The sequence below is a fragment of the Thermopolyspora sp. NPDC052614 genome (assembly GCF_040678635.1).
Classification (GTDB): Bacteria; Actinomycetota; Actinomycetes; order Streptosporangiales; family Streptosporangiaceae; genus Thermopolyspora.
Genome location: NZ_JBFATZ010000005.1, coordinates 310,039 through 334,671 on the forward strand (window position 1 = coordinate 310,039; position 24,633 = coordinate 334,671).

Below are 24,633 nucleotides of genomic sequence, written 5' to 3' on the forward strand. Positions count from 1 at the left end.
AGGTCGGGACGTTCAACGCGTCCGTGGCGCTCGGCAGTTTCGTGGGCGCCGCGGTTCTGGAGTCGGCGGGGACGACCACGCTGCTGTGGTCCGCCGCCGGCCTCGTGGTGGTCGCGCTGACGATCCTGCCGTGGAGCCCGAACCCATGAACGCCTTCCCCGGAGATCCGCTATGCGCGGAATAGCTGGATGGGTGGATTACGCCGGTTTCGCCCGGACGCCAGGTCGATCGCGGAGCGGATGAACGACTCCCAGACGAGCCGCGGCCCCGACGCTGCTCCTCCACGAAGAGTTGACGGACCGGCCCCGCCGAACGCTGAAATACCTCGCGCTCGCCGGGGCGCACCTCGATGACGACACCTACCACCTCATCGCGCAGGCCGCCTCCGACACCGTGATCCACAACATTTACGGAAGCGCGCGAGTGGGGCGACGTCGGCCGCCGTGCGGGCAGCGGGGCGCGGACGCGGCGCGGCGAGACTCTCGGCGTCGTCCTCTCGGGGCACCTGCCGGCGATCCAGAACGCCTGGCTGCAGGCCTTCGCGCTCGGCTATCGCATGGCGGTACGGCCGTCGAGACGTGAACCGTTCACGGCGTACCGGGTGGTCGAGGCCCTTCGGGCATCCGGGTTCCGGAACACCGACGCGGTGTATCCCCAGGGCACGCGGGCGCGGCCACCGTGCCGCGCCGCGCGGACCTGGGCTTGGTCCCGACGAGGTCACGCCCACAGGCCCGGGGGTCAGGGGGCGAAGATGTCGGATGCGGTGATGGCGAGGGTCTCGGCATCGGCGTGCGTGATCTCCTCGCGGGAGCAGATCGCGTAGGTCAGCGAGTCGACGTCCTTTGTGAGGTTGGCCGCCTTTCTCGCCAACTGTGCCTTCAGCCGGGCCGCGTTCACGCTCTTGGCCCACTTGGCCTCACCGACCAGGACGGGGATCCGGGTTCGTTCGGGCTCGGCCAGGACCACGGCATCGATCTGATCTTGACCGTCGTCTTTCCACCACGAACCGATGGCCACGACGCGAGGGCCGAGCCTGCCCGCCCTCGCGAGCCGTCGTAGGTGGTCGCGAAATGCCTCCTCGTAGACGGCTCCGAGATGTCCGGTCGAGGACTCGAGCAGCGCCTGGACCACGTCCTCGCCCGCTCCTTGCTCGATCTCGGCTCGATAGCGCATGAGCGGGCCGAGGTAGAAGGCGAGAAAGGGGTCGGCGATGCGGTAGATCCTGCGCCGGGTCCGTTGCGCGGCGTCGGTTACGGGGACCAGCCGTTCGATCAGCCGAAGCTTGGCCAACTGCCGCAGAGTACGGCTTGGATCGGCGCCGATGGCGTCGGCGATCTCGTGGTGCCGGGTCTTTCCACTGGCGATCGCCTCCAGCACGGCGGCCGGGTAGTCACCCGCCTCCGCCTCGGTGGCGAGCACGAGTTCTCCCTCGGTCAGCAGTCGGGCACCCGGCTTGCAGGCGAGGCGCAGCAGGTTCCGCTCGACGGAGAGGTCTTGCCGCCACCAACTCAGATACAGCGGGGTCCCACCGACGATCCCGTAGACCAGCGCCCGATCCGCAGGCGAAAGATCGGGCAGCAACTCGGCCGCCTCGTGCGGCCGGAAGGGATGAACCTGCAGGGCCAGGTCGAATCGGCCGTAGAGCGGTGCGCGGTATTCCTGCATCTCCCACATCGTGCGCACCGCGGAGCCACAGACGAGCAGCCGAAGCCGCCCGACACCTTCCGGTCGGTCGAGGAAGGCCCGCAGCACTCCCGGCAGCTCCGGCGATGACCGCATGAGCTCCGGGAATTCGTCCAGGACGAGCAGGAGTGGCTGGTCTCCGGCCTGGGTGACCAGATGTTCAAGGGCGTCGTCCCAGTCGCGATAGGGCTGCTCCCCCGGGTTCCTTCGCCCGCTCGTGGTGACGGCGGCGGCTCTCGCCGATAAAACGCCCAGCTCCGCCGCAGCGGTTCGGGTCCCTCCGATGTGGAAGAGAGTCCGGGCACCGGTCCGCGCGGCGAATTCCGTGATCAGCGCTGTCTTGCCGACACGCCGACGACCCCAGACCAGGGCAGGGCGCGCATCCGGCGTCTCCCACCACTCCTGAAGCTGGGCGAGCTCGGTTACCCGATTGACGAAGGCCACGACCCATTCCTAGCATTCGACGTCGGTGACAGCAAACGTCACTGACGTCGAGTGTCAGTATGACGCGCGATGCCGTTCGACAGGCGCCACGGCCGCCTGTCCACGATCGGTCCGCTGCCGCGCTGTGGCTGTGACGCACGTTTCGTCACACCACCTCGTACGCCGTCGTCAGGCCCTCAGCCGTCCGCCGATTCGCGGCGCCTCGGCGTCCATGCCCAGGTCCCTGCCCCGGGTCTCGGGCAGCCAGCGCAGCACCACCAGGAAGCCGGCCAGCGCCACGGCCACCATGTAGATCGCCGGCATCGCGCGCACGTCGGACGCGGTCGCGATGGCCGCCGCGACGAACGGGCCGGGCCCGCCGATCAGCGCCAGGCCCAGGTTGAACCCGAGCGCGCTGCCGCTGCCGCGCGTCTGCGCCGGGAACAGCTCGGTGAGCATGACCACGGTGGTGACGCTGACCATGGACTGGCAGATCGCGAACACCGCGATGCCGAGGAAGACCAGGGCCGAGTTGCCGGTGCTCATCAGCAGGAACGCCGGGAAGACCAGCACCGCCAGGCCCAGGCTGCCCAGTACGTTGATCGGGCGGCGCCCGAACCGGTCCGACACGGCGCCCGCGACCGGGCACATCAGGGCGTAGAAGCTCAGCCCGGCGGCGACCAGCGCCAGCGCGTGCGTACGCTGCAGCGCGACGGTGGTGGTCAGATAGGTCACGACGTACGTGGCCAGGTAGTAGAAGCCAAGCCCCTGCACGCTGGCGAAAAAGAAGGTGAGCACGATCGCGCGGAAGTTGTCGCGGCTGCCCGTGAGCAGCGGGTTGGCCACGACCGCCTTCTGCTCCTTGATCTCCTGGAACACCGGCGTCTCGTCGATCTTCAGCCGGATGTACAGCCCGATCAGGCCAAGCGGCGCGGCCAGCAGAAACGGCACCCGCCAGCCCCAGGAGTCGAAGGCCGCCTCGGTCAGCCAGGAGTTCAGCCCCAGCGCGATCAGGCTCCCGGCGATCGTGGCGAGCGCGGCCGTGGCCGAGATGATGCTGCCGAACAGCCCGCGCCTGCCGGCGTCCACGTACTCGATCAGGAACGCGGAGGAGCCGGTCCACTCGCCCCCCGCGGAGAAACCCTGCAGGCAGCGCATCAGCACCAGCAGGATGGGCGCGATGATGCCCGCCTGTTCATAGGTCGGCAGCAGGCCCACGATCGTGGTGGTCACGCCCATCATGCCGACGGTCAGGGTGAGCGCGAAGCGGCGTCCGAACCGGTCGCCGATCGAGCCGAGCACGAAGCCGCCGACCGGCCGCATGAAGAAGGCCACGCCGAAGGCGGCCAGCGATGACAGCAGCGAGATCGCCGCGTTGTCGTTGGGGAAGTACAGCGCTCCCAGAGTGGTCGCGAAGAATCCGTAGACCGCGAAGTCGAACCACTCCATGAAGTTGCCGATGCCCACGGCCACGGCGGTCCTGCGCCGGACGCGGGTCAACTCGGCGGTTGCTGCGTTCGCCACGTGTCGCTCCTTAGGGAGTGCCCTGCGATCGCGGCCGTACGCTCGCAGGCACGATCACCAGGCGGACGCTCCCCCGGCGCCACCGGTATTACCAACATCTCGTCAGATCGTATGACGATATTCTCAACAAGGTCAACAAGTGCTTTGTGAACGTGAACCGGGAGGATTTAGCCGACGCTGGTGCTGAACACGGCCGTTGATCGGCGCAACGCCGCGCGGCAGCGGCGGCTGGGCATGGGGCCGGCCCGTCGGCAGGACACTCACGCCGTGGAACCGTCACCTGATTGTCACGCCGACCAGGTTGAGGATGGGCGCTCACCCTCGTCCCCGCCTGGCTGCGCCGCCGCGCCCAGGCCCACGGCGCCGAACTGCGCGCCCGCGTCGGCGAGCTCAACGCCGAAGCGGTCGACACCCTTCAGGGGCTACGCGAAGCGGATCGTGCCATCGGCCCCTTGATGATCGTGACGGTACGGCCGGACCCACGTCGGCACCGGACCTGGCGGAGGGGCCGCCGGCGATCAGGGGTTCTCGACGAAGGCCGCGAGATTGGCCAGGCTCGCCGTCAGCCCGGCGGCGTGGTCCTCCGGCCGGATGCCCGGCGGCACGTTCTCGCAGCGCACCTCGACCTTCGTGCCGCCCTCGACCGGCACGAACGTCCACGTCATCCGCATCGAACCGGCGAACGCGGGATCGTCCGAGTCGAAGTCGACCTCCTGGACGATCCTCGACGGAGGCCGGAGTTCGATGAACCGAACGTCCACGACATCGGCGTCGGCGGTGGTCTTCCCCGGCGCGCCTTGCGGATCGCGGTAGCGCAGCTCCATGCGGTAACCGCCGCCGGGCCGTGCGTCGAAACGGATCATCCGGCCCGTCATGCCGTCCGGTGGCAGCCACGCGAGGTACTCATCGGCAGTGACGAACGCCTGGTACACCCGTGGCGGCGAGGCGGCGACGACGCGTACCGCCCGATCGACTCGAACATTCATCCGAAAATGATACCGGGACAGGCGACGCCGGACGGGAGCATGGCTCCGCTCGTACCTTGCGAGGAGGTACTGGAATCCTTGCGTCGTGCACGTGACGACAGCGGGATCCGCGACGGGTGACGGCAGGATCTGGAGATAGTGGTTGTCGAGGGCGTCGTCCGTGCCGCCTCCCGTGATGCCCTTGACGCGGAGCGCCCGAAGCGGCGGTCTTGCCGTCAGTCGGCGGCCTTCCGCACCGTGGCGAGCGCGGCGTCGGCGTCCGCGGTGGCGAGGGCGGCGTTGATGTGAGCGCCGGCCAGCGCGCCGGCCGCGGCCGCGGCGCCTACCTGGGCCATGAGGTCGGTGGCGTTGCCGGCCACCCACACGCCCGGGATCTCGGTGGCGCCGGCCATGCCGGAGGCGAAGCAGCGGCCCATGCCGTCGGGCAGGTCCTCCGTCGGAAGCTTGAGGCCCTCCAGCCCTTCGGTACGGGCTTCCAGCCGTGTGGCGACCGCGAGAACGCGCCGCTCCACGACGGTGCCGTCGGTCAGGCGTACTCCGGCGAGAGCGCCCCGGTCGTCGTTAACGACCTCCTTGACGTCGGTCTCGACGACGCGGATGTCGCGGGCGGCGAAGCGGGCGCGGGTCTCGGGATCCAGGTCGGCGCCCCGGCTGAAGTAAATGAGGTCATCCGTGAGCTGGCGGAACAGCCAGGCGTGGTGCACGGAGGCGGGGCCGATGGCGAGGATGCCGATCGGCTCGTCGCGGACCTCCCAGCCGTGGCAGTAGGGGCAGTGCACCACGCTGTGGCCCCAGTGCTCGGCCAGGCCCGGCACCTCGGGCAGGACGTCGCGCAGGCCGGTGGCGACCAGCACACGGCGGGCGGTCAGCGTACGGCCGTCGGCCAGGGTGAGGCCGAACCGCAGGTCGCCGTCGGCCGCAGGGGCGGCGGGCTCGGCCGCGGCCGCCGCCCCGAAGACGACCCGGCCGCCGTACTCACGGACCTGCCGACGTCCGCGCTGGAGGATCTCGGCGGGCGGGGTGCCGTCCAGGACGATGAAGCCGTGCATGGCGGTGGCGGGGGCATTGCGCGGGGCGCCGCCGTCGATCACGACGACCGAGCGACGCGAGCGGGCCAGCATCAGCGCGCCGTTCAGGCCCGCGGGGCCGCCGCCGATCACCGCCACATCCACGGTCTCGGCGGGCAGGGGATCGCTCTCGTAGTGGAAGGTTTGCGCAGACATGTCACGCCCTTTCGTCGTGCAAAGGGCCCTCTTCCGGGCCGACTGTCTGCGACGTTAAACTCGATTTGCACCAAAGGCATACCATATTGCCTATGACGCAAGAAGATGGGCAATTGGAAAGCCTCGTACGCAAACGGATCCGTGCCCTGCGCGTCGCACAGGGCTGGTCGCTCGAGGAACTGGCCAGGCGCGCCAACCTCAGCCAGTCGTCGCTGAGCCGCATCGAGAACGGCCGGCGCCGCCTCGTCCTGGATCAACTGGTCACCCTGGCCCGAGCCCTCAACACCACCTTGGACCAGCTCGTCGAGAGCGCAACCGACGACGTCGTCATCAGCCCGGTGATCGACCGCGTCCACGGCCTGCGCTGGCCCGTCAAGAGCGACCCGGGCATGGCCGTGATGCGTCAGCGGCTGATCGACCCCCCGCCCGACAATCCGGCCCGCATGCGCGCCCACCCCGGCCACGAATGGCTGGTGGTGCTGTCCGGCACCGCCGTCCTCATGCTTGGTCACCGGCGCTTTCGCATCGAGACCAACCAGGCCGCGGAGTTCCCCACCATGATGCCGCACGCCATCGGCGCCGAGGGCGGGCCGTGCGAGATCCTCGGCATCTTCGACCGCGACGCCCGCCGCGGCCACCAGAAGGACGCCGACGCCTCCGCAGCCGACCGCGCAGGCGCCCAGGCCCCTGGCGAATAGCGGGCCACGGCCGCGCCGGAGGCCACGGCGCGGCGGGCGCTATCGCGTGGCGGGCAGCATAACAAGCCATCTTCTTGCCTCTCGCGCAAGTGATCATGCGGTACGCGCATGACGGGCTTACCGTTGCCGTCGTGACTCCACTGCACCAGCACACTCACCCCGGCCACGACCATGACGACCCGCACGACCACGGCGATGACGGCCAGGCGGAGATCCTCGACCTGGACGCCGAGGTGCTCGCCGAGCACATCGCGTCCATCACCGCGTGGCTGCCGCTGACGAGCGAGCCACGGCGGATCGTAGACCTGGGCTACGGCACCGGCGCGGGCACTTTCGCGCTTCTCGAACGCTTCCCCTACGCGCACGTCACCGCCGTCGATGCTGCGGTCGGGTACCTGAAGGCGCTGCGCGAGAAGGCATGCGCACGCGGTGTCGAGGAACGGGTGTGGACCGTACAGGCCGACCTCGACGCCGACCGCTGGCCCGACCTGGGCACGCCGGACCTGGTGTGGGCCTCGGCCTCGATGCACCACATGGCCGACCCCGGCCGCACCCTCCGGAAGGTCCGCGAACTTCTCGCCCCCGGCGGCCTGTTCGCCGTCGTCGAGCTCGCCGGATTCCCCCGCTTCCTGCCCGCTCATGCCCCCGAGAACCGGCCTGGCCTCGAAGAACGCGTCCATGCCGCGGCCGACGCCCTGTACGCCGAGCACGTTCCGCACCGCGGCGCCGACTGGGGCCGGCTACTTGTAGCCGCCGGCTTCACCGTCGAGGACCAGCGCACCATCACCGTCGACATGGACGGCAACACGGACGGGGATCGCGACGAAGCGATCGCCCGCTACGCCCATGTCACCCTGCAACGCATTCGCGGCGTCGCCGCAGGCACACTCAGCCCCGAGGACCTCGCCGCGCTCGACGAAATCCTCGACCCGGACAACCCGACCAGCCTGCTGCGCCGCGAGGATCTCGTCGTACGCACCGAGCGCACCATCTGGGCCGCCCGGCGCGCCTGATGCCCGGCGCGCCGCCTGCCGACCGGCCTCGGCGCGATGCGCCGTACCGACGGCGATCGGGCTGCCCTCTCACCGATATCGCGACGGCGAGCCCGCTTGAGCGCCGCACTGATCTGCGTGGTGGTCAGCTTGGCCGCCGACGCCGGATCGGGCACCTTGGCCGACAACTCTAGGGTGTCGGCGGCGTCCAGCGGGTTGACCGCGTACACCGTGTCGGCGGCGGCGACCAAGGCCCGTACCCACGGGCCTCGATCGGTCTCGATCCCGATGATCACCTCGGCCTCGTCAGGGTCGGTATCCCCGAACTGCTCGCCGATCATGGCGTGCAGCCGGGTCATGCCCGCCATGCCCTCGGGCAGGCGGGCCTTGGCCAGCCGCTGCCCGTCGGCAGCCAGCGCGACAAGGGTCTCTCACAGACGTGAGCGTTCCTCTCCCGGACCGCCTTCATCCCAGTGTCGACATGGCCCTCGTTTCAGAGAGGAGCCAATCGATATCGAATTCGCCGTTCTGGGTCACCCCTGAAACGAAGACATCCCATTCCTCAGGCGTGTATCGAAGACGTGGACCGTCAGGCTCCTCAGTGCATTGCACCTCGATTAGGCCGCTGTCGGTGGTGTGGACGACGAAGGGACCCGCGATCTTTGGGCTGAGAATCATGCTACGGTCGACGTGCCCGGCCCGAACCTGATCCAGGAAATCGAGCCACTCCTGTACCGCAACGTGGAGCACCGGTCTGTGGGGATGGCGTTCGCTGGAGTTCCCCAGAGCGACGGTCACGCCATCGGTAGCAGCCTCGACGCAGGTGGTGGAGCCGTCGCTCCGGCCACTGACGCGCCAACGCGCGCAGGCCGAGATGGCCTTCTTCGTGTGCTCTTCTTCCCTGGTCACGTGATCTCCTCGACGATGGCCTGGATGTACGACATCGATTCTTCGCGGGTCAGGCTCTCGGATGCCAGATGGTTGAACACACCCAGGTTCCGCCGGAGATCTTTCGGTTTTTCCAGGTAGATGTTTCCTGCCGGTCCTTCGACATAGACGACATCAGGATCGGTCCCGGGGAACTCGATGAGGGCGAATGGCCCGTCGAGCCCCGCATGCGGGCCCCGCGTGAAAGGCAGCACCTGGATGGTGATGTTGGGCTGTTGTCCCATCCGCAGTAGGTGCTCAAGCTGGGCGATCATCGTCTCTGGCCCGCCGATGCCGCGGCGGAGCACGGATTCGTCCAGAATCGTCCATAGCCTCAGAGAGGCGGGTGGCCGGAGGATTTCCTGGCGTCTGAGTCGTAGTTCGACGCGGCGCTCGATGTCGTCGGGGCTCTCGTACATGCGTACGGCTCGCAACGCGGCTCGTGCGTAGTCGGCGGTCTGGAGCAGGCCGTGGACCAGGCGGTTCTCGTACACGCGGAGGCCGGCCGCTCCGCCCTCGTAGCCGAGGTAGCGATCGAAGTCGACGCTGAGGACGTCGTCGAACTCGCTCCACCAGCCTTTGCGTTGGCCGTCCTTGGCCAGGGCCAGCAGGGCCTCGCGCTCGGGTCCTTCCGGCACGCCGTACAGGTCGAGCATGGCGCGTACATGGGCCGGGCGGGCGCCGCCCTTGCCGGTCTCGATGCGGCTGACCGTGGACGAGGCGCGGCCGATGTGCCTGGCGACTTCTTCGATCGTCTTGTCGGCGGCTTCGCGCAGGCGGCGCAGCTCCATGCCGAGCTGGCGGCGGCGCATCGTTGGGCTCGGCCCGGCAGTCACCTGTTGCCCCTCCCTTGGTTCGCGGATCAGTCTGCCGCAGGCTGCGCCCAGGATGCGACCGCTCTTGAACGGTACGTTCGCCAATCACTTTTGTGCCTAAATCCCTCCTATTCCGGCGAACGCAATTTCAATGCATTCCCAATGCACTTGCGTTTGAAGTTCGTCGAGGTCAAGCTGTGAACATCTGCCCCAGACGGCCCCCAGCAGCAAGGGGATGCAATGCACAAAAACAGGCAGCGGTTTCGCATTCGACCGCGAGCATCGACCGCTCACCCACGACCCGCCCCGGCTCAACCGCGCGACACGGTCAAGACTGAAAGCCTCGACCACAGTCGGCGCCTCATGCCGCACCCGCCCGCCCCCACCCCGGCAGTGGCGCCATGAACGCCCAAGAGACGCGCTGCTGGCGCTGGAACCAGGAGCCTCCACGCGCGCAATGCGTGGGCGAGGCCCGCGAAATCGTACGAAAGACGCTCGCGGACTGGGGACTGATCGCCCTCGCCGATGAGGTCACCCTCATCGTCAGCGAACTCATGGCCAACGCGGTGATCCACGCGAGGTCACGCGTCAAACTGACCCTCGCGGTCAACGGCGCCTACCTGAGCGGCGAGATCACCGACCACGGCCCCGGCTGGATACCCGCCGCATCCCCCGAAGTGGCCGATGTGGACAGCGAAAGCGGCCGCGGGCTGGGAATCGTCGCGGCGCTCACGCACAGCTGGGGCGCCGCTCCGAACCTCGACGGCCAGGGGATGCGCGTCTGGTTCGCCGTCCGCAAGCCAGCGTGACCTACGTCTAGACCACCCCCCACCGGCCAGGCCTCCCGAGACTCCCCCGCGCTCGGCCTAGGCCCTGGCCACGCGGTGGTCCCGCCCTGCTCCCCCGGCAGGAACGGGACCACCGCAATCAGCAAGATCTTCACCGGCTTTCATGCCCCGGGTCCGCACCCCGAGATCGATGACCTGGCAGAAGCCGACCACGGCCCGTTCCCACCTGCGCCACGCTCGGAACAGCCTCAAAGAACGAGCATTCCTACTTAGCCACGTAGCTATCCCACGATTCGGTCGTTGAGCTGACCTGGGAAGGGCCGAATCTGGTGGCGAACCGTCGTTCTTGCCGGCCCACGCGATCATGACTGCCCACCGGCACCTTTGATACCTTGAGGGTGCCGGTTTCCGGCACGGAATTGGATGGGAGGAACCCCGGGTGCCCGATACCGTCCTGGCGGAGGACTCGGGCCCCTGACGGGGTTCCCCCCTGTTGGGCGGTCCTGGCCGCGCTACCCGCTTGAAGCGGGAGCGCGCCAGGGCCGTTGGCACCTCCGGAGAGCAGCCAGCGGATTAGCTCCCACACCAGCAGGCGCAGGACGTCGCCCCCCGCCTTGCCGATGAGCCGCCGCCACGTGCCGCTCTTTCCTCCGGACTTGCGCCGGTGCTTGGCCATCGCCGCACACCATCCCTTTCTCCCCCGATCCGACTGCCCGGCTCCTCCGCGCGAGCGGGCGGAAGCGCGTGGCAGGGCGCCCCTCGGGCGGCCAGCTGACGCCGTCCGTTGAGCGGCCAGCGACCGGGGAAATCAAGGTACGGGCATAACCTATCGGACCTTCACGAGAGGCAGAGCGAGATCCTTCTGCACCTGGGTGCACTCATATGCACCGGTGTGCATCCTGGTGCATGGCAGTGCACAGCCCGGAGAGGGCACCATCTCCTACTTCGTTATGTATTTGATATCTGACCTATTGTGGCGGCCAGCCCGGATGGTACAGCCGTGCCCGGCGAGCACGGGCTTGATCGCACCGGCTGTTCACTGGAGGATCATGCATCCGGAGCGTCTTGTAAGCGGCCACGGGAAACTGGCTCTGGCACTAATTCGTGATCTTCCGGCCGTCGGCTATTAGAGAGTTTTAAAGGCGAGGGTTATGTGTCCTCACCTGGACGCGAGGTGGCATGGAGCAGGCCTGGTGCTACGACCCGGTTCATGAGGTATCCCGACGGCGGTGGACTGACCGCCGAGCAACGGCTACGCCGTGAGCGGGTGCGGATGCGAGCGGCCGACAGGTTCGCCGAGGGCGCCACCGACGCGCAGGTGGCCAAGGAGTTCCGGGTGTCGCGGATGTCGGCGAACCGGTGGCGGCGAGCTCTGCAGGCCGGCGGGCGTGAGGCGCCAGCGTCCAAAGGAGCGGGGTCGCCACCAAGCCGGGCTGCCGGTCCCGGCTGATCTACCGGATCCGGTATCACCGGGGCCGCAAAGGCGAGCGCAAGGGGTTCGGCGAGGCCGATTACGCCGCCTTGCTCGACGCCGCTCATCAGCGGCTCGGCGGCCCGATGGTGGTGGTGTGGGACAACCTAAACACCCATACCTCGACCACGATGAAGGCACTGATCGCGACGCGGCCGTGGCTGACGGCCTTCCACCTGCCCGCCTACGCCCCGGAACTCAACCCGCTCGGGGGCGTGTGGGCGCACATAAAGAAGAGCCTGGCCAACCTGGCCATGCGTACCGCGGACCAGTTGACCGCGGTGGTGAAGAACCAGCTCAAACGGATGCAGTACCGGCCAGGCCTCATCATCGGCTTCACCACCAGGACAGCCTGGACTTCCACCCGCCGTAACCCCAGCCATTAAGCCTCTCTAGCCAATGTCACATGAGCACCCACAGCCCATACTCCTGCCGAGAGTGACATTTCGTTTCGCAAAACAGTGAGCGCTTGGGCTATTTTGATAATCCGTAAACCATGACATGTCCGTCCTGGCATGGGTGATGGCGCACGCCGTACGGCAGATCCACGGCCAGTCGGCCACCATCGCCTGGGGTGACCGGCTGACCGCGCTGACCCGGCCCTGCGAGCCCCCCGATCAGGTGCCGCTGCTGACCACCGATCAGGGCACCGCCGTGCTACCCGAGGCCATCCGCGTCCTGGACGGCGCGCTTGAGCTGGCTGCCGGGCACGGGGCGCGCCTGCTGGTGATCGCCTCCGACGGCCACCTCAACGACCACGACCAGCACGACGCCGTACGCGACCTGCTGGCCCGGCTGGACCGCGCCGGATGCACCGTGCTGCAGCTGTGCCTGGATAGCGCCGCCCGCGTCCTGCCCCACGCCCGCCCGGTCGACGCCTCCGACCCGGCCACCGCCGCCCAGGCGATCGGCCAGGCCGCCATCGACGCCCTGCGTCACGCCTGAACCATTTCGGGGAGGCCCGCATGTCCACCCACCACCACCAGCAGCACCCGCTGTCGGCGAGCCCGACGGTCATCAGCGTGGACCGGTTCGAGGACGCCGGTGGCCGCCCGGTCGCCCACATCGACGTCAACGCCGGGCAGGTCGTCGTCTTCATCCACCAGGCCCCCACCGGCTGCGCGGTCCTGATCGAGGCCCACACCCGCGACGACCACGCCGAGCAGCGTCTGCGGATGCTTTTGGACGGCAGGGCGCTGCACCCGCGCCGCGGCGACCGCCTGGGACCGTCGCCTCCGTCTCAAGGACCCGGTCCGGAACATCCGGCGGCATGAGCAGCCCTTGAGCCCACCAGAAAAAGGGGCCACGGGTCCCTGCCAACCAGCTCGCTGTCCACCTTCCAGGGCCGCCTGCCCCGCATCCGCGGGCAGGCGGCCCTGCCGCATCAAAGGAAACCCAGATGATCGAAACCGCCTATGCTCCGCCGCCCACAAGGTCACACTCGACGCCGGCCCCTACGGCCAACTGCACGTGGTGGCAGTCCCCGATCCGGTCACCGGCGCGCTGACGTGCCAGGTGAGCGGCGTCAGGCTCGCCGGGACCTTCACCCTGGGGCCAGCCTTCAACGTCGACGATGTCAAGGTCGGCTGCACCCGGCTGATCGTCCATTAGGGCGGCCCGCTGCCGCCGGGCGCCGTATCCGCCCGTGAGCGGCCGGACCGGCCGGTGGTCAACCGGACCGTCGCGCTGACCGACTACAGCATCCTGGACGCCCTGCACGCGCGTGACGGTGCCTGTACCCCGCACGCGCTGGACGTGATGATGCGGCGCATCGACCCCCGCGGCGACCGGCACGCGGTCCCGGTCCCGGCCCGGACCGCCCGGCACGTCGCCGCCGTGCTGGCCGCGCTCCCGGTGTACTGGCTGGACCGGCCGGACCTGGACGATCTGCGCCTGGCCGCCGCTCGCCACACCATCCGCCGACACCAGTGCCTGACCCGCAAAGCCGGCGCGATCCTGCGGCTGCAGGCCGAACACGACCGGCTCCAGGCCGAACTGGACCGCAACCGCGCCCAGCTCGCCCGCATGACCGCCCTGCTCACCGACCGGCACCCGGGGCCCGCCACGACCCACCAAGCGATGGGAGCCCTTGCCCGTCCCGCGGCCGACGAACCGTGAGACGGGCTCCGGTCATCCTCGCGCAGGCACACCAGGAAGATCACAGGGATCAATGAGCGGGCTCACCGGGGAGAACGGCTGCCGGGCTTCGGCGTGGCCCGCCAGGGCGGTGATCGGCGTGATGTAGCCGGCCACGACGCCTTCCTTAAGGGCCACCAGCAGGCCGGTTGAGGAGGCGATGAGACGGTCACGGACCAGGTCAATCGGGTCGTCTATGGAAACGTAGACCGGCCGGTGCATGATGTCGGACACCAGGGCGCGATCGTGGAGGGCTTCGTCGAGCCCATCGATGAGCGTGAGGATTCCGACGACCACACCATCGTCGTATACCGGAAGGGCCTGCTCGTGGGCCGCCGCCATCTGCTCAATGGCGTCGCCGACCCGGTCGGCTGGAGCCAGGGCGGGGATGTCGTAGGGCAGCAGGACATCGCCGGCCACGCGTGCAGGAGCCGCCGATCGCTGCGCGCTCGCGAAGTGACGCGTATGGGTGACCACATCCCGCAAAAGATTCCACTCAAGTGGACCGACCATACGGGAGGTGCAGCTGAAGTACCTGGCCACGCGCAGAGCTGCCTCTGTCTTGCCCTGACACATCATGGGCACCGCGAAGAATATCTGGTATGGATTGTCGTGGATATCGCCGTAGCGCTTGCAATCAGCGAAGACAATCCCTGCGTCCGTCTCCATGACGAGATCTGCACAACGTCTCCGTTGAAGTAGAGCAAATAGCGATGTCCCGGAACGACGCGGGTACATGGACCGCAACCACCCTTCAGAGGAGCTGGGACCATGCGCCACGAGAAGATGCTGCGTGGCGGCGACCCGATCGACGCTCGGGACCCTAATATCGATCTTCGTGAGATCGACCGAAACCAGAAGTGAATCCTGGTGCAGCTCCCCGTCCGTGACCTGGTGCGGCTCGTCAACGCCAAGATGAGCCGCGTGCACCGACGCGGCGGCGGGCTGATCGGCCTCGTTGTGAACCTCAGATTCGCGCTGCTGGCCGACATCCTCCAGGAGATCCTCGGCGGCAGGGATACCCAGCCGGACGCACTGGCGCAGCAAGGTTTCAGCGGTGGCCAGATCGCCGCGCTCCATCGCCGCTACCGCCTGCTCATACAGCACGTCCTCGGCGTCGAGCAGGTCGGCCAGGTCGCTGATGCGGTGCCTTTCGCGCGGATCGGCGTTCCAGCTCGTCATCGCCCGGCCCAGGTCGTGGTCGGCGGCGTCGATGTCGGCAGGGGTCGGCTTCGCGGCGAGGCGGAACAGTTCCTCGATGTTCATCGCGTCACATCCCATCGTGTTCCCGCGAGTGCTCCCGATGCGGTGACCAGGTCTTTAAAGCGCATGGTGGCGACGCGCAGCCGGGTCCTGACGGTGTTTGGCGGGATCCGGAGGATGGTGGCGGTGTCGGCGGTGCTGAAATCCTCTGCCAGCCGTATCCACAGCACCTCCCGGTCGGGTAGCCGCATCTTCGTCAAGGTCTGGCGGACCACGGCTGCGGCGGTCAGCCGGTCCACGGCCGGTTCCTCGAGTTCCTCGAGGCTGAGGATGGCCAGCGCAGCCGAGGTGAATTCCAGGTCATCGGGGTCCAGCGGCCTCCAGTCGAACTTTGATGTCCGGGCCCGCCTGGACCGCAGACGCGTGGCGACCTTGAACAAGTACGCCCGCGGGGGACACCCGTCGTAGCGGGGGTCTGCCCGCAGCCGGTCCCACCGGTCAAGCACGATCAAGGAGCCGTCGTTGGCGATCTCCTCGGCGTCCTCGTAGGGCGAACCGGTGGCGGCCAAGTAGTTGCGCAAGCGGGGGTACAGGCTGCGGATGAAGTCGTAGGCCTTGGTGGGAAGCGGTCCGGCTGGCATCAGCTGTGAAGTGAGATGGGGCTGCGGTTGTCCGGTCACCTGCTCGTCTCCAGCTCCCCGCTGCCAGCCTCCTGGGAGCCGCCGCCGCTGAGCGGCGCGGAGTAGACGACCAGCAGCCCGCCCGCCGGGGCGCATCGGGCGGCTTCGCCGACGATGTGCCGGATCGTGGCTTGGCGTTCGCGTTCGGCCGCCACGGCGGCCCGGGCACGCAGGATTTGGCGGACCGACAGCGTTACCGCGCTGATGGCACCGCCGAGCAGGCCAAGCGCCCAGGGTGGGTCGATCGGATCCACGGTGGGACTCCTTTTTCGGAGGGATCGAAAGCAGAAGATTTACACCCGTAGATAGGCACCAGCGGAGCAAATTGGTTTGGGGTTGGGCGGGAAATTTTCGGGACAGGCATCCGGGCCTTGCTCGGATCCGTGCGATCGGGAGTCAGAACCCGGCAGGGGCGAGAGCGGGAACTCGACGACCCGAGCAGATCGGCGAGCCGCTGCACGAAGGACGACGCCGAGCTGTCCCGGTTCCTGCTGAGCTGCGCCGACCGGCTGTGGACGGACTGCCTCCGCCCGGACTCCCTGCTCGCCGGCAACGACTGGCGCCGTCCCCCGGAGGGCCCCGTGCACTTGTCAACCCAGCTCAGCGCCATCATGGCGACCGAGGCCTGCGCTCTCCTCGCCAAGACCGCCGTCAGGGAATGAGACCGTACGGCCCCGGCGGCCCGGTGACGTTCGCTCAGGTGAGGCGGGCGTCGAGGCCGCCGTCGGCGAGCAGTGTCTGGCCGGTGATGAATGACGCGCCGTCGCTCACCAGGAACAGCAGGACCCGGGCGATCTCCTCCGGCTCGGCGGCCCGGCCGAGCAGGCTGCGCCGTACCTCGGCGCGGACGTCCTCGGACCAGACCGCGGACATGTCGGTGAGCACGAAGCCGGGGGCGACGCAGTTCACCGTCACCGCGGGGGCGAGTCGTTTGGCGTAGACGGCGGTGAGGTTCTCCAGTGCCGCCTTCGCCGCGCCGTAGGCGGTCACCTCCTCGTTGGCGAGGTTGTCTCGGCCGCGGATCGAGGAGACGGTGACGATGCGGCCGAAGCCCCGGGCCAGCATGTCCGGGGCGACCGCGCGGATGAAGTGGGCCGGGGCGAGCACGTTCCACCGGAACTCGTCGAGCCAGGGGCCGGTGTCGCCGTCGAGCGCCGAGGTGGGCGACACCGCGCCGAGCGTGCAGATCAGCCGGTCGATCACGTGGCCGTCGGTGCGGAGTCGGGCCACCGCCTGTGATACCGCCGTCTCGTCGGTGCCGTCGCAGGCGATGTACGGCGCGCCCAGGTCGGCGGCGAGCGAGGTGAGGGCCGGGGTTTCGGACCTGCCGTGCAGGATCACCTTTGCCCCGGCCTCGGCGGCGAGTCTTGCCGCCGCCGCGCCGATGCCGCGGGACGAGCCCGCGATGAGCACGGTGCCGCCGGAGATCGCCGGAGTGATGGACATGGGTTCTGTCTCCTTCTCAGCAGCGCGGATGGGCGGTCGTCAGAGGGCCGGGCCGGCGTCCGGCGGTGACCAGGCGGCCGGGCGGCGGCCGAGCAGCGCGGCCACCCCCTCGGCGGACTCGCCCTCGGCGGCGGCGACCGCGCCGCCCAGCGAGTCGAGCAGCGCCTGTGGGTCGGACCAGGCCCGCCACGGCCCGGCGAGCCGGGCCTTCAGCAGCCGCTGGGCCACCGGGCCCCCGCGCAGCAGGTCCCCGACGAGCGCGTTCGCGGCCTCGGTCACCGGGTCGGCGACCACGTCGACCAGGCCCCACGACGCGGCCTGTTCGGCGGTGATCAGCCGTCCGGTGAGCGCGAGCAGCCGGGCCCGGGACGGGCCGGTCAGCTCGGCGATGCGGGCGAGTCCCGACCAGCCCGGCAGCGTGCCCAGCGTGACCTCCGGCAAACCCACCCGTACGGCGCTGCCCGCCACCCGCAGGTCGCAGTGCGCGGCGAGTTCCAGGCCGCCTCCGATCGCGGCGCCGTTCAGCACCGCCACCGTCACCTGCGGCAGGTGGGCGAGCGCGGCGAACGTCTCCTGCCCCAGCCGGGTCCACCGCCGCCACAGCCGCGGGGGGCGCATCTCGCCGAACGCCCGCAGGTCCGCGCCGGCGCTGAACGCCCGGTCGCCGGCCCCGTGCAGCGTCACCACGCGGACGTCGTCATCGTCGGCGAGCATCCGCAGCAGGTCGGCGAGCCGCTCAAGCATCGGTTCGGTGAGGGCGTTGCGCTTGGCCGGGCGGTTTAGGATCAGGTCGGCGACCGGGCCCCGCCGTACCAGCAGGACCTGGCCCTCGGCGGGCTCGGTGGCGGTCACTGTGGCACCCCCGCGACCTGGAGGAACAGGCGCATCCGGTGCGCGGCGAGGTCGGGGTCGGGGAACGCGCCGCACCGGTCGGCGAGGCGGAACGCCTCCGCCAGGTGCGGCACGGACCGGGCCGCCTCCATGCCGCCCAGCATGCGAAAGCCCGGCTGGTGCCCGCTCAGCCAGGCGAGGAACACCACCCCGGTCTTGTAGTCGAAGGTGGGCGGGCCGAACACGTGCCGGGCGAGCGGCACGGTCGGCTCAAGCAGCCGGGTGAAGCCGTCCTCGTCCCCGGCGTCGAGCCGCTCGAACGCGCGGCGGGCCACGACGGCGAGCGGGTCGAACACGCCGAGGAGCGCGTCGCTGCCCCGCCCGTCGGAGCCGCGGATGAGGCGCACGTAGTTGTAGTCGTCGCCGGTGAACAGGCGTACCCCGGCGGGCAGGCGGTCCCGCAGCCACTCCTCGTCCGGGGCGGACAGCACCGACAGTTTGATGCCGTGCACCCGGTCCCGGTGCGTCTCGATCAGGTTGAGGACGGTGCGTGCCGCTCCGGCGAAGTCGTCCGCGCCCCAGTAGCCGCGCAGCTCCGGGTCGAACTGCACGCCCAGCCAGTGCAGCACCACCGGCCGCCCCGCGGCGGAGATCACCTTGTCGTAGACGCGGAGGTAGTCGTCGGGGCCGGCGGCGGTCGCGGCGAGCCGGCGGCTCGCCATCAGGACCGCCCGGCCGCCCGCGTCCTCCACCACCGCCATTCGGCGCAGGTACTCGTCGGCGATCTCGACCCAGGAGGCGGGGCCGGGCGGCAGTCCGTCGGTGGCCACGCCGTACACGGCCTCGCCGCCGACCGACGCGGCCTCGGCCGCGGTGCGCCGGATCAGCTCGTCCACGAGGGCGGGGGGCAGCCCCTGGCCGCGCTGGGCGGTGTCCATCGCCTCGGCTACGCCGAGCCCCAGCGACCACAGGTGGTGCCGGAAGCGCAGGGTCGCCGCCCAGTCGATGATCGGCGTGCGGGCGTCGCCGCGCGGGTCGGGCACGACGTGCGCGGCCGCGTACACCGCACGGCTGCGGGGCGGCGGGCACGGCCGGGGCGGCGCGGGGACCGGCACCCCGCTCATCCGGTACGGCACGGCCCGCCCGTCCGGCCCGGGCAGCAGGAGCCGGGCGGTCATCGCACGACCGCCGATCGTTGCAGGCTCGTCCACCGGCGTTCGGTGAGCAGGTCGATGGAGGCCCGGCCGCCGAACCGCTCCCCCACCCCGGACTCGCCGACGCCGCCGAACGGCACGTGCGGCTCGTGCAGCGCCGACGCGTCGTTGACGTGCACCATGCCGGCGTGCACCCGGTCGGCGAACGCCCAGGCGCGGTCGAGGTCGCGGGAGAACACCGACGCGGACAGGCCGTACGGGGTGGCGTTGACGATCTCCAGCGCGGTGTTCTCGTCGTCCGCGACGATCACCGGTGCGATGGGGGCGAACACCTCCTCGTCGTGCAGCGGCATGCCCGGGCGTACCCGGTCGACCACGGCCGGGGTGAGGAACGGGCCGTCGGCCTCGCCGCCGGTGACCAGCCGCGCCCCGGCGGCGGCGCTGCGCTCCACCAGGCCGAGGGCCCGCGCCACCTCGTCCGCCGAGATCATCGGGCCGAGGTCGACCTCGCCGCTCATCGGGTCGCCGACGCGCAGCGCGCGGGCCTGCTCGGCGAGGAGCGCCGTGTACTCCTCGGCGACCTGGCGCAGCACGATGTGCCGGCCGGTGGCGATGCACACCTGGCCTTGGCGGCCGAAGCTCGCCGCCGCGCCGGCGCGGGCCGCCTCGGCGAGGTCAGCGTCGGCGAGCACGACGGTGGCGTTGTTGCCGCCGAGTTCGAGCGCGACCCGCTTCAGCCCGGCCGCCGCCGCCTCGTAGACGCGCCGTCCGGTACGCCCCGAGCCGGTGAAGTGGATCATGTTGACGTCGGGGTGGTCCACCAGGGCGGGGCCTGCCGGATCGCCCGGCAGCACTTGGACCAGGCCCGCGGGTATCCCGGCCTCGGCGAGCAGGTCGGCGATCATGAGGCCGCCGACGAGCGGGGTCGGCGGGGCGGGCTTCAGCACGACCGCGTTGCCGAGTCCGAGCGCGGGGGCGAGTACGCGCAGCGCGATGTGCAGCGGAGCGTTCCAGGCGGTGATGAGCCCGACCACGCCGACGGGGCGGCGCTCCACCAGGTTGACCCGGCCGGGCCGGGCCGACGGGATGATCTCGCCGAGTTCGGCGGTGGCGAGGTCGGCCGCCTGGAACAGTTCGATCACGCTCGCCGCCACCTCGCCGGCCGCGTCGGCCCGGGAGGCACCGCTCTCCCGCATCACCGCCACGGTGAACTCCTCGGCGGCGGACTGGAGCAGCGCGGCGGCGCGGCGCAGGATCGCGGCCCGTTCCGGGCCGGGGGTGGCGGCCCAGCCGGGCTGGGCGCGGTGCGCCCCGGCGACGGCGGCGGCCACGTCCTCGCGGGTGGCCACGGCCGCCGTGCCGAGCGGGGCACCGGTGGACTTGTCCAGGACCTGGAGCACGTCGCGGTGGTCGGCGGGCCGCGCCTCGCCGTCGAGGAACAGCGCGGGCGCGGCGGGGTCGATGGTGGTCGTCATGCAAACCTCCGAGAGGCCCCGCCTCGGGGCGGGGAAGGTCGGGCCGGGATCGGCGATGGCACGGCTCATCGCGAGAGGTCCCATCGCGAGAGGTCCCATCGCGAGGAGTCCCATCGCGAGGTCACGGCGGCGGGCGGCGGCGGCCGGGGAGGGATCGTGCGGCGGATTCGGTGATTCGGTGCCCCGGCCAGCCGCGAAGGCCGGTCAGAGACCGGCGGCCGTCCAGTCGGCGCGGGTCGCCGCTCGGCCGAGCATGAGGGCGTGGATCTCGCTGGTGCCGTCGATGATCTGGGTGATCTTGGCGTCGCGCATCATGCGCTGCACATCGTAGTGGAGGTGTACGCCGTATCCGCCGTGTAGTTGCACGGCCGCGACGGTGTGCCGCATCGCCGCGTCGGTGGCGACCATCTTCGCGGCCGAGATGAGGTGGGCGTCCCCGCCGCCGCCGGCGGCGAATGACGCGACCCCGGCGCGCAGCAGCCCCCGCGCGGCGAGGTAGTCGGCGTACATGCGGCCCAGCTTCTCCTGCACGAGTTGCAGCTCGGCGAGGGGACGGCCGAACGCCTGCCGGTCGCGGACGTACCGGGTGGTCTCCCGCAGGGCGCCGCGCAGCAGGCCGAGGCCGTAGCATCCGGCGTCGAGGCGGGCGAGGTTGAGTCCTTCGAGCATGCCCCGGAAGCCGTCGACGTGCAGCCGCCACTCCTCCGGCACCCGGCAGTCGTCGAAGCCCAGCCCGGCCATCGGCATGCCGCGGAAGCCGAGCATGTCCTCGTCGCGGCCGACGCTCACCCCGGGGGTGTCGAGCGGGATCACGAACGCCGCCGTGTCGGCGTTCCGGTCGGCGGTCTCCAGCTTGGTGAGCACGATCGCGAAGTCGGCCGCCGGGGACTGGGTGATCCACGCCTTCTCGCCGCTGATCCGGTAGTCGCCGCCGGGGGTGCGTCGCGCGACGGTACGGCCGGCCCGGATGTCGGTCCCCGAGTGCGGCTCCGACAGGGCGAAGGCGCCGAACGCGGTGCCGTCGATCAGGCCGGGCAGCCAGCGGTCGCGGACCGGCTCGGGGGCGTACCGGGCGAGCAGGTAGCCGTGCAGCCGGGCGATGCCGAACGCGAGCGCCACGGCCGCCGAGTACGACGAGATCAGCTCGGTGGTCTCGTGCGCGGGGGCGAATCCGGCCGGGTCCACCCGCAGATCCTCGGTGAAGATCAGCCCCTGCAGGCCGATCTCCGCCCCCTTGCGCATCAGGTCGGGGAAGAACGCGCCGGTCTCGTCGATCTCGCGGGCCCGGGGCGCGATCTCCTTCTCGCAGAACGCGCCGACGACCTGCAGCAGCTCGCGGATCTCCGCGTCGGTGTAGCCGCGCACGCCGGTCGCGCCGCTCATGTCGCTCATATCGGTCATGTCGCTCACGCCGGCACCCCGCCGTCGGCCCACTCGTAGCGGATGACGCCGCGGATGTTGCGCCCGGCGAGCAGGTCCTCGTACGCCTCGTTGATCTGCTCCAGGCGGTATTCGCGGGTGACCAGCCCGTCGAGGTCGAGCAGGCCCGACTCCCACATCGCGAGCATCGCCGGGATGTCGTTGCGCGGGTTGCAGCCGCCGTTGAGCGACCCGGTGAGGGTCTTCTGCCACAGCACGAAGTCGGAGGGGTTGACCGGGATGTCGGGCTGGTCGTGCCGGGTGAGGCCGACCACGGCCGCGGTGCCGCCCTTGCGCAGGGCCCGCACCGCCTGCCCGATCGTCTCGGGGCTGGCGATCGCCTCGTAGGCGCGGTCCACGCCCACCCCCCAGGTGAGCTCCATGGCGTACTCGACCGGGTCCCGCTCCTTGGGGTTCACGGTGTGCGTGGCGCCGAACCCCTTCGCCTTGTCGAGCTTCCAGTCCTCGACGTCGCAGGCGATGATCCGCCTGGCGCCGGCGATCCGGGCGCCCTGCACGATGTTCATGCCGATGCCGCCGACGCCGAAGACCATCACGTCCTCGCCGGGCCGTACCCCGCCGCGGTAGATGGCGGTGCCGACGCCGGTGGTGACGCCGCACGCCACCAGGCAGGCCCGCTCCAGCCGGTGGTGCGGCTGGACCTTCACCACCGACTGGCCGGGCACCACCGTCCACTCGCTGAACGTGGAGACCAGGCAGAACTGGCCGAGCTCGACGCCGTCGTCGTCGCGGAACCGGTAGGTCCCGTCGAGCTGGGGGCCGGTCACCGTGTGGGCGCCGAGATCGCACAGGTTGGTCTGCCCGGCGGTGCACCAGCGGCAGGTGCCGCAGGACGGCAGGTACGACATGACGACGTGGTCGCCGGGCTTGACGTGGGTCACCTTCGAGCCGACCCGCTCCACCACGCCCGCGCCCTCGTGGCCGAAGATCATCGGCAGCCGGGCGATCTGGTCGCCGGTGATGTGGTGATAGTCGGAGTGGCAGACGCCGGAGGCCACCAGGTGGACGAGGACCTCGGTGTCGGCGGGGTCGGCTAGCTCGACCTCTTTCACTTCGAAACGCTGGTTGAGGCCGTAGACGACCGCGGCACGCGTGCGCATCATTCCTCCCTGGACGGCTGGGGCGTGGATGTCTGGGCGCCGGCGGACGCGCCGGCGAGCGTTGGCGCGGACGGTTCCGCGAACAGGGCGGGGTCCATCTCCGTGACCCTTTCGGCGATCTTCGGCTGGAAGTCCATCAGCGCCACGACGTCGTCGACGTCGAAACCCGGCGCGACCTCGCACAGTTCGGGGCCGTCCGGGCCGAGGCGGAACACCGCGCGCTCGGTGACGTACAGCACCCGCTGGCCCCGGGCCCGCGCGCGATCGGCGTTGAACGTGATCTGCCGCACCCGCGGCACGAACTTGCGGTGGCGGCCCTCGGCGGTGACCCGCAGCCGCCCACCGCCGACCGTGGTGCGCAGCCCTCCGGAGGTGAGCGTGCCGCAGAACACCACGGTACGCGCCGCCTGGGAGATGTTGATGAACCCGCCCGCGCCGATGATCCGGCCGTTGACCAGCGAGGAGTTCACGTTCCCCGCCGCGTCGACCTCGGCGAAGCCCAGGCAGGCCACATCCAGCCCGCCGCCGTCGTAGAAGTCGAACTGGGCGCTGTGGTCGATCACCGCGTCCGGGTTCCACGACACGCCGAAGATCACGCCACGTTCCGGTACGCCGCCGACGATGCCCTGCTCCACGGTGAGCGTGAGGTCGGCGAGCCGGCCCTCCTCCAGGGCGACGCCCGCCACCCCGTCGGCCATGCCGACGCCGAGGTTCACCACCGCCCCGCGCGGGATCTCGGCGAGGGCGCGCCGCGCCACCACCTTGCGTTCGCTGAGCGGCATCGGCTCGGCCTCGGTGAACGGCACCCGGACCTCGCCGGAGAACGCCGGGTTGTACGCGGTGGTGACGGTCTGCCACTGGTCGGGATCGACGACGAGCACGTCGACGAGGTGGCCGGGCACCACCACGTGCTTGGCGTTCAGCGTCCCCGCCATCGCGAGCCGTTTCACCTGGGCGATGACGAGGCCGCCGCTGTTGCGGGCGGCCATCGCGGCGGCGAGCACGCCGAGCCGGGCCGTCTCGTGCTCCACGGTGAGGTTGCCCTGCTCGTCGGCGGTGGTGGCGCGGATCAGCGCCACGTCGAACCGGGGGCTGGGGTAGAACAGCATCTCCTCGCCGTCCACCTCGACCAGGCGCACCAGGTCCTCGGTGGTGACGTCGTTCAGCTTGCCGCCGCCCTGCCGCGGGTCGCAGAAGGTGCCGAGGCCGACCGGGGTGAACAGGCCGGGCCGCCCGGCCGCGCTCTCCCGCAGCAGCTGGGCGAGCACGCCCTGCGGCAGGTTGTACCCCTCGATTTGTCCCTCGTAGGCGAGTTGTGACAGCGACGGGGTCATCGCCCAGTGCCCGGCGACGGCTCGCCGTACCAGGCCGGGGCGAGCGAGCACGTCCACGCCCGAGCCCTGCCGGTCGCCGATGCCGCTGCAGAAGTAGAGCGACAGCCCGGTCGGTCCGCCGGTACGGCGGTGCCGGTCGCCGATCGCGCGCAGCAGGGCCGACGGTTCGAGCACTCCCCCGCCGGACGCCTCGATCAGCACGCCGGCCCCGTCGGGCACCAGGTCCGCCGCGTCGGCGGCGTCGAGCACCTCGGGCCGCAGGGCCCCGTTCCGTCTCATCGTGTCTCCCCGATCTCACACGTCC

27 protein-coding genes are annotated in these 24,633 nt (G+C 70.3%); 11 read left to right on the plus strand and 16 right to left on the minus strand.

Translation table 11 applies throughout. The features are described from left to right. The first annotated feature begins 23 nt into the window (after positions 1–23). Entirely contained in the window at positions 24–149 is a 126-nt protein-coding gene (locus tag AB0K60_RS13495; protein ID WP_364052874.1) for a hypothetical protein, read from the plus strand. Between the two features lie 589 nt (positions 150–738). Here the strand turns inward: AB0K60_RS13495 and AB0K60_RS13500 are convergent. The 4 genes from AB0K60_RS13500 to AB0K60_RS13515 form a co-directional block, all read right to left on the minus strand. Next, complete coding sequence (locus AB0K60_RS13500) at positions 739–2,127, minus strand: ATP-binding protein (protein ID WP_364052877.1); 1,389 nt, start codon at positions 2,125–2,127, stop codon at positions 739–741. Positions 2,128–2,295: 168 nt separating this feature from the next. Beyond that, positions 2,296–3,630, minus strand: coding sequence for an MFS transporter (locus AB0K60_RS13505; protein ID WP_364052880.1), 1,335 nt, complete (start codon positions 3,628–3,630; stop codon positions 2,296–2,298). Between the two features lie 518 nt (positions 3,631–4,148). Beyond that, positions 4,149–4,616: an SRPBCC domain-containing protein gene (locus AB0K60_RS13510; protein WP_364052883.1), complete on the minus strand. Its 468-nt coding sequence runs from the start codon at positions 4,614–4,616 to the stop codon at positions 4,149–4,151. Positions 4,617–4,831: 215 nt separating this feature from the next. Then, complete coding sequence (locus AB0K60_RS13515) at positions 4,832–5,839, minus strand: NAD(P)/FAD-dependent oxidoreductase (protein WP_364052886.1); 1,008 nt, start codon at positions 5,837–5,839, stop codon at positions 4,832–4,834. A gap of 92 nt (positions 5,840–5,931) precedes the next feature. Between AB0K60_RS13515 and AB0K60_RS13520 the strand changes: the two genes are divergently transcribed. Together AB0K60_RS13520 and AB0K60_RS13525 are read left to right on the plus strand one after the other, a co-directional pair. Next, positions 5,932–6,537 carry an XRE family transcriptional regulator gene (locus AB0K60_RS13520; protein ID WP_364052889.1) on the plus strand — a complete coding sequence of 202 codons (606 nt, stop codon included), beginning with the start codon at positions 5,932–5,934 and terminating at the stop codon, positions 6,535–6,537. 140 nt (positions 6,538–6,677) lie between these two features. Further along, complete coding sequence (locus AB0K60_RS13525) at positions 6,678–7,550, plus strand: methyltransferase (RefSeq protein WP_364053481.1); 873 nt, start codon at positions 6,678–6,680, stop codon at positions 7,548–7,550. Positions 7,551–7,994: 444 nt separating this feature from the next. Here AB0K60_RS13525 and AB0K60_RS13530 read toward each other — a convergent pair whose 3' ends face one another. Both AB0K60_RS13530 and AB0K60_RS13535 read right to left on the minus strand, forming a co-directional pair. Further along, positions 7,995–8,438, minus strand: a complete 444-nt coding sequence (locus tag AB0K60_RS13530) for a DUF397 domain-containing protein (RefSeq protein WP_364052892.1) — start codon at positions 8,436–8,438, stop codon at positions 7,995–7,997. Then, positions 8,435–9,376 carry a helix-turn-helix transcriptional regulator gene (locus tag AB0K60_RS13535; protein ID WP_364052895.1) on the minus strand — a complete coding sequence of 314 codons (942 nt, stop codon included), beginning with the start codon at positions 9,374–9,376 and terminating at the stop codon, positions 8,435–8,437. The genes AB0K60_RS13530 and AB0K60_RS13535 overlap by 4 nt, the downstream gene beginning before the upstream one ends. Positions 9,377–9,672: 296 nt before the next feature. On the opposite strand from AB0K60_RS13535, the gene AB0K60_RS13540 reads away from it, so the two are divergent. From AB0K60_RS13540 to AB0K60_RS13570, 7 genes are all read left to right on the plus strand, one after another. Next, complete coding sequence (locus AB0K60_RS13540) at positions 9,673–10,080, plus strand: ATP-binding protein (RefSeq protein WP_364052898.1); 408 nt, start codon at positions 9,673–9,675, stop codon at positions 10,078–10,080. 1,189 nt (positions 10,081–11,269) lie between these two features. Beyond that, positions 11,270–11,509, plus strand: a complete 240-nt coding sequence (locus AB0K60_RS13545) for a helix-turn-helix domain-containing protein (protein WP_364052901.1) — start codon at positions 11,270–11,272, stop codon at positions 11,507–11,509. A gap of 8 nt (positions 11,510–11,517) precedes the next feature. Further along, on the plus strand, positions 11,518–11,916 hold the full coding sequence (locus AB0K60_RS13550; protein WP_364053484.1) for a transposase: 399 nt from the start codon (positions 11,518–11,520) through the stop codon (positions 11,914–11,916). Between the two features lie 115 nt (positions 11,917–12,031). Beyond that, entirely contained in the window at positions 12,032–12,475 is a 444-nt protein-coding gene (locus AB0K60_RS13555; protein ID WP_364052904.1) for a hypothetical protein, read from the plus strand. Between the two features lie 20 nt (positions 12,476–12,495). Further along, on the plus strand, positions 12,496–12,804 hold the full coding sequence (locus tag AB0K60_RS13560; RefSeq protein ID WP_364052907.1) for a hypothetical protein: 309 nt from the start codon (positions 12,496–12,498) through the stop codon (positions 12,802–12,804). Between the two features lie 199 nt (positions 12,805–13,003). Continuing rightward, positions 13,004–13,141, plus strand: coding sequence for a hypothetical protein (locus AB0K60_RS13565; RefSeq protein ID WP_364052910.1), 138 nt, complete (start codon positions 13,004–13,006; stop codon positions 13,139–13,141). Positions 13,142–13,195: 54 nt separating this feature from the next. Further along, a complete protein-coding gene (locus tag AB0K60_RS13570) occupies positions 13,196–13,648 on the plus strand; it encodes a hypothetical protein (protein WP_364052913.1) in 453 nt (150 codons plus the stop codon). Between the two features lie 12 nt (positions 13,649–13,660). Here AB0K60_RS13570 and AB0K60_RS13575 read toward each other — a convergent pair whose 3' ends face one another. The 3 genes from AB0K60_RS13575 to AB0K60_RS13585 are packed head-to-tail and all read right to left on the minus strand — an operon-like array spanning position 13,661 to position 15,803. Next, positions 13,661–14,932: a CBS domain-containing protein gene (locus tag AB0K60_RS13575; RefSeq protein ID WP_364052916.1), complete on the minus strand. Its 1,272-nt coding sequence runs from the start codon at positions 14,930–14,932 to the stop codon at positions 13,661–13,663. After that, a complete protein-coding gene (locus AB0K60_RS13580; protein ID WP_364052919.1) occupies positions 14,929–15,549 on the minus strand; it encodes a sigma-70 family RNA polymerase sigma factor in 621 nt (206 codons plus the stop codon). Before AB0K60_RS13580 ends, AB0K60_RS13575 begins: the two co-directional genes overlap by 4 nt. Continuing rightward, complete coding sequence (locus AB0K60_RS13585) at positions 15,546–15,803, minus strand: hypothetical protein (protein ID WP_364052922.1); 258 nt, start codon at positions 15,801–15,803, stop codon at positions 15,546–15,548. The genes AB0K60_RS13580 and AB0K60_RS13585 overlap by 4 nt, the downstream gene beginning before the upstream one ends. A 129-nt stretch (positions 15,804–15,932) precedes the next feature. Here AB0K60_RS13585 and AB0K60_RS13590 point away from each other — a divergent pair, with 129 nt between their 5' ends. Further along, the gene (locus tag AB0K60_RS13590) at positions 15,933–16,211 is read left to right on the plus strand and encodes a hypothetical protein (protein ID WP_364052925.1); all 279 of its coding nucleotides are present in this window, start codon (positions 15,933–15,935) and stop codon (positions 16,209–16,211) included. Between the two features lie 34 nt (positions 16,212–16,245). Here the strand turns inward: AB0K60_RS13590 and AB0K60_RS13595 are convergent, their stop codons facing one another. The 7 genes from AB0K60_RS13595 to AB0K60_RS13625 all read right to left on the minus strand — a co-directional run bounded on the left by AB0K60_RS13595 (position 16,246) and on the right by AB0K60_RS13625 (position 24,608). Continuing rightward, positions 16,246–16,995, minus strand: coding sequence for an SDR family oxidoreductase (locus AB0K60_RS13595; protein ID WP_364052928.1), 750 nt, complete (start codon positions 16,993–16,995; stop codon positions 16,246–16,248). Between the two features lie 39 nt (positions 16,996–17,034). Next, positions 17,035–17,847, minus strand: a complete 813-nt coding sequence (locus AB0K60_RS13600; RefSeq protein WP_364052931.1) for an enoyl-CoA hydratase/isomerase family protein — start codon at positions 17,845–17,847, stop codon at positions 17,035–17,037. Then, entirely contained in the window at positions 17,844–19,037 is a 1,194-nt protein-coding gene (locus AB0K60_RS13605) for a DUF993 family protein (RefSeq protein ID WP_364052934.1), read from the minus strand. Before AB0K60_RS13605 ends, AB0K60_RS13600 begins: the two co-directional genes overlap by 4 nt. Beyond that, positions 19,001–20,455, minus strand: coding sequence for an aldehyde dehydrogenase family protein (locus AB0K60_RS13610; protein WP_364052937.1), 1,455 nt, complete (start codon positions 20,453–20,455; stop codon positions 19,001–19,003). Before AB0K60_RS13610 ends, AB0K60_RS13605 begins: the two co-directional genes overlap by 37 nt. A 204-nt stretch (positions 20,456–20,659) precedes the next feature. Continuing rightward, positions 20,660–21,856 (minus strand): acyl-CoA dehydrogenase family protein, encoded by a 1,197-nt coding sequence (locus tag AB0K60_RS13615; RefSeq protein ID WP_364053487.1) that lies wholly within the window; start codon positions 21,854–21,856, stop codon positions 20,660–20,662. 5 nt (positions 21,857–21,861) lie between these two features. After that, a complete protein-coding gene (locus tag AB0K60_RS13620) occupies positions 21,862–22,995 on the minus strand; it encodes a Zn-dependent alcohol dehydrogenase (protein WP_364052940.1) in 1,134 nt (377 codons plus the stop codon). Continuing rightward, positions 22,995–24,608 carry a CoA-transferase gene (locus AB0K60_RS13625; protein ID WP_364052943.1) on the minus strand — a complete coding sequence of 538 codons (1,614 nt, stop codon included), beginning with the start codon at positions 24,606–24,608 and terminating at the stop codon, positions 22,995–22,997. Before AB0K60_RS13625 ends, AB0K60_RS13620 begins: the two co-directional genes overlap by 1 nt. Between the last annotated feature and the right edge of the window lie 25 nt (positions 24,609–24,633).

What these genes read in the sequence shown, in the direction of transcription:
- AB0K60_RS13510 (WP_364052883.1), bottom strand. Translation starts at nt 4,616, where the DNA reads ATGAATGTTCGAGTCGATCGGGCGGTACGCGTCGTCGCCGCCTCGCCG.
- AB0K60_RS13515 (WP_364052886.1), bottom strand. Translation starts at nt 5,839, where the DNA reads ATGTCTGCGCAAACCTTCCACTACGAGAGCGATCCCCTGCCCGCCGAG.
- AB0K60_RS13520 (WP_364052889.1), top strand. Translation starts at nt 5,932, where the DNA reads ATGACGCAAGAAGATGGGCAATTGGAAAGCCTCGTACGCAAACGGATC.
- AB0K60_RS13540 (WP_364052898.1), top strand. Translation starts at nt 9,673, where the DNA reads ATGAACGCCCAAGAGACGCGCTGCTGGCGCTGGAACCAGGAGCCTCCA.
- AB0K60_RS13545 (WP_364052901.1), top strand. Translation starts at nt 11,270, where the DNA reads ATGAGGTATCCCGACGGCGGTGGACTGACCGCCGAGCAACGGCTACGC.
- AB0K60_RS13555 (WP_364052904.1), top strand. Translation starts at nt 12,032, where the DNA reads ATGTCCGTCCTGGCATGGGTGATGGCGCACGCCGTACGGCAGATCCAC.
- AB0K60_RS13560 (WP_364052907.1), top strand. Translation starts at nt 12,496, where the DNA reads ATGTCCACCCACCACCACCAGCAGCACCCGCTGTCGGCGAGCCCGACG.
- AB0K60_RS13575 (WP_364052916.1), bottom strand. Translation starts at nt 14,932, where the DNA reads ATGAACATCGAGGAACTGTTCCGCCTCGCCGCGAAGCCGACCCCTGCC.
- AB0K60_RS13595 (WP_364052928.1), bottom strand. Translation starts at nt 16,995, where the DNA reads ATGTCCATCACTCCGGCGATCTCCGGCGGCACCGTGCTCATCGCGGGC.
- AB0K60_RS13610 (WP_364052937.1), bottom strand. Translation starts at nt 20,455, where the DNA reads ATGACGACCACCATCGACCCCGCCGCGCCCGCGCTGTTCCTCGACGGC.
- AB0K60_RS13615 (WP_364053487.1), bottom strand. Translation starts at nt 21,856, where the DNA reads ATGACCGATATGAGCGACATGAGCGGCGCGACCGGCGTGCGCGGCTAC.
- AB0K60_RS13620 (WP_364052940.1), bottom strand. Translation starts at nt 22,995, where the DNA reads ATGCGCACGCGTGCCGCGGTCGTCTACGGCCTCAACCAGCGTTTCGAA.
- AB0K60_RS13625 (WP_364052943.1), bottom strand. Translation starts at nt 24,608, where the DNA reads ATGAGACGGAACGGGGCCCTGCGGCCCGAGGTGCTCGACGCCGCCGAC.